Origin of the sequence: Pseudomonas sp. EA_65y_Pfl2_P78, assembly GCF_963970495.1 — a bacterium.
Taxonomy (GTDB): domain Bacteria; phylum Pseudomonadota; class Gammaproteobacteria; order Pseudomonadales; family Pseudomonadaceae; genus Aquipseudomonas; species Aquipseudomonas baetica_A.
Window position 1 is genome coordinate 1 of the sequence record NZ_CAXAON010000069.1, and the last position, 5,108, is coordinate 5,108.

Genomic DNA, 5,108 nt, shown 5'->3' on the forward strand with positions numbered 1-5,108 from the left:
GGAACCCGAAGTACCGGATACTTCGTGGGTCCAGGTGATTTTGCGGTAGGTGAACTGCACTTCTTCCAGGTGGGTGAAGTGCGAGTTGCCTGGATCCTGGCAGTTGTGCATTTTGTTGTTGATGGCGGCATAGGTAATCATGAACGATGAATATTATCGAAGTCATCGGCTTTCGGAGTTGCATGTATCCCTTTTGCTTCTTGAACGCGGTAATACGCCTCAATCGTCAACGATGGATCGATACGCGCTTTCACGATGCAGGGTTCTTTTTGCCATGGATATTCCTGCAACTGTTTGGCCAGAGCCTTCTGGCCGCCTGTGATCCATCCTTTCTCCGACTGATCTCTCCATCGTCGTGGGTTGCGGCTAGTTTTTGCGTCGTGGGCCACTGTCACGGGATCAAGATGGCGACTTTGCTCAAGCACAGGCAGGTCAGGCAGCGGCTGCGTGATATCCATGTAACGCTGTAGACAATCCCAAAAAGCGAGTGTGTTGGCCTGATCCAATCCCAGCGAGTGAACCTTGGTCGCCAAGCAAATTTTGGTGTCGGTATAGCGATGATGCAGCCACAACGCGTAGTCGTGGGAGCCATAACCGCTTGGAAGCAGTTGCAGCACCGGATCGAACTCTTCAAATGGGGCAACGAAGAGACGACGGAAGCGACGCTTGAAACGAAGCATACCGTCAAGGCGGTTGAACTCGCTTCCGTCGTGGGTGCTTATTTTACTGTGGAGCCAAATCAGCGAGTCTGAACCCAAAGTGGCCATGAAATATAAGAAAGCACCGGCCCATAGAGCGATCTGCATACCATCGTCGCCAAGGATCGAGTCTTTTAGCCAATATACAATGCTGCTGTTTACTATAAGGCCGAAGATTTGCAGGAGGTGGACCGTTCTCTTTCCTGTCATATATAAAGTTAAAGATGTGAGCATTAGAGTTACGGCCGAAAGTGCGATTAGCAGGCCAAGTCCAACTTCGGGAGGGCCATAGCCGAGCTCCGGTTTGATTGAACCGAATATCCATATAGTCCACGGTGTCCATATGAATGTGAAACACAGAATTTTAAGTACAAATAGTAAGTGCGGGATTTTGCTAGAGTTTTGAAAGCGCCATCGAATGGCTCCACAATATAATTCTTCTTTGGTCTTGTCTTGCAGTCTCTGGTTTGTTATCTGCTTTTTACTTTCCAGTTGAGCCGTGATCTCCATCTCAGGGTCTAAATTAGCGTAATGACCGAAGGCAAGATGAGTATCAAAGCTCCCTGACCGATTGGCATCTTTTGCCCATTTCGGCGGTGGCAGAGGGTCAGTGTTATCGCTGCGATAAGCACCAATATCGTATGGTTTTTCCATTCTTATGGTCATGCTAAAGTCTCAGTAGTTTCAATCTGCCAATACGGTGGCGCGGCGTCCGGTTTTAAATCGTCCGGTGGCAAACGACGATTGGCAGCGGTGAAGGCCGACCAGGATTTTGGGCTAGGTTGAGGTAATACTAAACTCTCGTCTGCTTGATCGGAACTAAGTTCAAATTGAGCACTTACTTTTAGACCCTGAGTGATACGTATACTGTGGCGATCCAAAGGACTTAGTTGTACAACTGGAAAATTGGCAGGAAGTACATAGAGAACACTGGTGGTGTCGATTGAGAATGCAGCGAACTTAGGGGGCGCAGCAGGTACACGTTGATAACGTTTGATGTCGAAAACACCGTTGACACGCATACTGCTCTGGAATTCCTGCGCGATTAATTGAAACTGCTTGTTGTTTTCGAACATAGACAGTAGCGGAGAGCTGAGGACGATGACCCAGTCTTGGTCTACCAATGTCTGTTTTCCAGGAGCGACGCATTGTAATTCCGTGCTTGGAAGTGGTGCACGATCAGAATCTGCCTGTTGTAGTATTTTGAGGTGTGATGCTGGAGCTCTTTTCCGCCACTCGCTCAATCGATGCACGAAAATTTGTGGTTTTCCGATAATTCCGAGCAATTGCTGAAAGGCAACCTGTTGGTCTTTCAAGTGAGAGAAGCGTTGAGCATTGCCTAAGGCTTTGTCTAGTATTCCTGCTTCGGCAAACTGATTGCCGAAAGGACCTTTTTTTACAACGATTTCGATATCGCTATCCGTTAACAAGTTGGCCGCAATAGTGCCACCGATGGATAGAACCATACCGATCACAAGAGCGTAAGGATTAAGGACTAGCCCGAAACCGTAGGCTGCCCATAGACCACCTCCTGCTGCGGCTACACCATAAGCTGCGGCTGCATTCGTATCTCCCTGATCCAGCGCGCGGTAGCTATCCCACCCGCTCAATAATGCACCACCAACCGTAGCCGATCCTCCTACCGCTCTGAGGATCGGTAACTTTGGACTACCTGTTTGCAGTTTTAAATTTTCTGCCCAACGAGTGGAAATTTTTTCTACATTAAATCGAGGTTTGGTCAGTTGTTGCTCAAAGGCAGGGCCGATCAATAGTTTGCTATGACTTCCGAGGGCCGCAATTAAGTCCATCGAAGCACTTGCAAGCCCGGCGATCCCTCGTCCCCATTCACCGCTTGCATTAAGGTCATCATATGCTTTTATTTGGACCCAAAGATTATAAGCAGCGAACGCCACCATCAACGTAGGCACGGCTTTGTTCTTTTCCATCGTCTGGGTCAAAGCGCCAAAACGAACTCGGAATGCACTGTAGTTGGCCAGGTCTGCATTCCCTTTTGGGACCGCAATGACCGTGACATTGCGCAATGCAGGCTGACCTGCTGTTGAGCCGCGTGGACTGGTACTTCCCACACTTGTGCCGGACTGATCGTGAAGCGTCGCGTAACGGTAACTTTTGCGAGTGAGTGCCTGGCGTTCGACGTCAGTAAGTCCGCCACGCAGTCCTGCACCTTGCACACCGATGACAACATACTCTTGAGCCAGTGCCTGACCGTAAGGCATCAACTTGATCTCTGTCATTTTTGGCGAAAGTGCAGCCAAGGTTACAAATGTAGGGGAAAACAAGCGATCAAGCTGGATCTTAGACGCATTCTGAGACAAACGACCGATTTGGGCCACGACGCTGGCACCGAAGTTATCGAGTAAGTCTGCGAGGAAATATGCAAAACCTTTTCCGGCGCTGGGTTGGTCAACTTCGCCAGTTAACGATGCCGTCAGCATCAATGTACTCAACCCCATGGCTTCCGGTACTGGCGCTTGCCCACTGTTGCGCATGGATTTTAGACGTTTTACAAGTTCTGGAAGTTGCTCAGCGGTTTTTGCTAGCAGCAGGCTACCCAGTGGGTGCTGTCCTTGCAGCAGGTTTTGTACGAGTCGATTAATGGAACCGGTCAGTTCCGTATAACCTTTGCCGGTATACATGACATCGCTACGCTCGGGTACCTGATTTAGAGCGTCAAGGGCCAGGGTCAGTAGGCTATAGGGCTCGACTAAGCCTTCATCATTCCGATAGCACCAGTCGAGGAGTGTTGGTTGGAGTTGTTTGTCCAACACATCGACAAGTATCGACAGTCTTTTTGCCAGCTTCTCACGGGACTTTTCACGTTCTTCTTCGAATACCACCGTTTGCAATTTGGGTAGGTCGACTTTGTCTTTTAGATCTGCAAGAGGGCCCGCCAGTGTGCTGTATAAAACTTGTGCATATCGCCCGTGGGATTGGTGAGGGACCAAGGCATTAAGGGTTTGCAGATAATCGACGCATTCCTTTACCTGTGAAGTCGCATGACGAAGGGCGAACAACGGGTCATCGAGAATCATGCCAATCAGATGCGGGTAATCACGCAGCCCCTTTTGAGCCAACAAATCCTCTCCCGCCTCCAACGCTGGCAGGGCTGGTGGTGGCGTATGTTTGATTTTTTGAGCCAGTTCTTCTTTGCGCTTTTGCAGCTTCAGGATTAACGCATCGGGTTTGAAGGCTGCGAAGTCCGGAGTGAACTCCGCAGGGTCTTCCATCGCAGCTTCAATGCTGAAATCCCGAGAGCGCAGCCCCTTGGTCAGTTTTTTGATTGGCGTCGCGGGATGAATTGAGGTGGCCTTCCAGATCGTGGTTTCACCCGCTGTTGCTGCCCAGGCGGAGGCCATATTTTGGCTGCGTGCCTTGATGCGGCTTGGGTCTTCTTCCAGCCAAGTGATGTATTCCCATGTCCAGGAAACTTCGCTGAAGGCCATGCTGAATTGTCGACCCACAAATCGGCCCTGAAGAAACATCGGCACTAGAATCAGTTGCTGTTTAACGCCCACCGGCTCGCGTTTATCGGCGTTGCCTTTTTTATCCGCGAGTTTCCGCCAGTGAACCAGGTCAACTTCGGACAGTTGTCCTTTGCCGTCGGTAGCGAGTTCACGCCAAACCTTGTTGTTTTGGAATACATAAACGCGGCCCACACGCGGTACGCCGCCTTGCAGGGTTTCATTGAGCTTGTCGTGGCCCGGCAGGCGGGCCAAAGGGGTAATCGCGAGCAAAGTATTTTGCTGGTACTTGTCCAGCTCTTCGGTGGTTTTCGCATCCACCATGATAGGGATTTGCAGCTTGCCGCCATCGATTCGATCAACACTTAGTGCTAATCGTGATTTCTGATCATTATCGTAGTCAGTCTTCTTGCGCGTCCCTTCGGTAATGGACTTGTCCTTGAACTCACTCATGCCTTGTCCTCTGGCCCCAACAATTGCAATTGACTGCCCAAATCCGGGTCTCCCCACACGTCTACGATGAGCGCCTCTTTGCCTTTCTCGCTGGTTTTTCTTGGTGCGGCCGTGTTGACCGGTGCGTTGCCCTGCGTTTGCCCGACCGGTGCGGTATCGGCCGGCTTGGGCGGTACAGGAAGTACCGCAGCAGCGCCAGTACCGCTTCCGGGGCTGCCGCCGGAGTTGATGTTGATCACCGGGCCGCTCATGGTAACGCCAGCGGCGTCGATCTTGATAAAGCTGCCCCCTCCGATCAGCGTCAGCTCAGCTCCCGCTTCCAGCACGACCTTGATGCCGCTATCAAGATGGATTTCCTGCCCCGCATCAATGAACTGCCCAGTCCCAATCTTGATGTGCTGGTTCACGCCCACGGTCAGGTGATCGTTGGCCCGAGCTTCAACTTTTCGGTCTTCGTAAACGATGTGATGTTCTT

Annotated in this window: 2 protein-coding genes and 2 pseudogenes; all 4 read right to left on the reverse strand. The window is 50.9% G+C overall.

Features of this window, described 5'->3' with window-relative positions:
* Positions 1 to 123 (reverse strand): annotated as a pseudogene (locus tag AACY02_RS25735) (Hcp family type VI secretion system effector); the annotation flags it as partial.
* Between the two features lie 14 nt (positions 124 to 137).
* On the reverse strand, positions 138 to 767 hold the full coding sequence (locus AACY02_RS25740) for a hypothetical protein (protein ID WP_339434338.1): 630 nt from the start codon (positions 765 to 767) through the stop codon (positions 138 to 140).
* Between the two features lie 593 nt (positions 768 to 1,360).
* Positions 1,361 to 4,633: a hypothetical protein gene (locus AACY02_RS25745; protein WP_339434337.1), complete on the reverse strand. Its 3,273-nt coding sequence runs from the start codon at positions 4,631 to 4,633 to the stop codon at positions 1,361 to 1,363.
* Positions 4,630 to 5,108 (reverse strand): annotated as a pseudogene (locus AACY02_RS25750) (type VI secretion system tip protein VgrG); the annotation flags it as partial. The pseudogene AACY02_RS25750 and the gene AACY02_RS25745, both read right to left, overlap by 4 nt.

What these genes read in the sequence shown, in the direction of transcription:
- AACY02_RS25740 (WP_339434338.1), bottom strand. Translation starts at nt 767, where the DNA reads ATGGCCACTTTGGGTTCAGACTCGCTGATTTGGCTCCACAGTAAAATA.
- AACY02_RS25745 (WP_339434337.1), bottom strand. Translation starts at nt 4,633, where the DNA reads ATGAGTGAGTTCAAGGACAAGTCCATTACCGAAGGGACGCGCAAGAAG.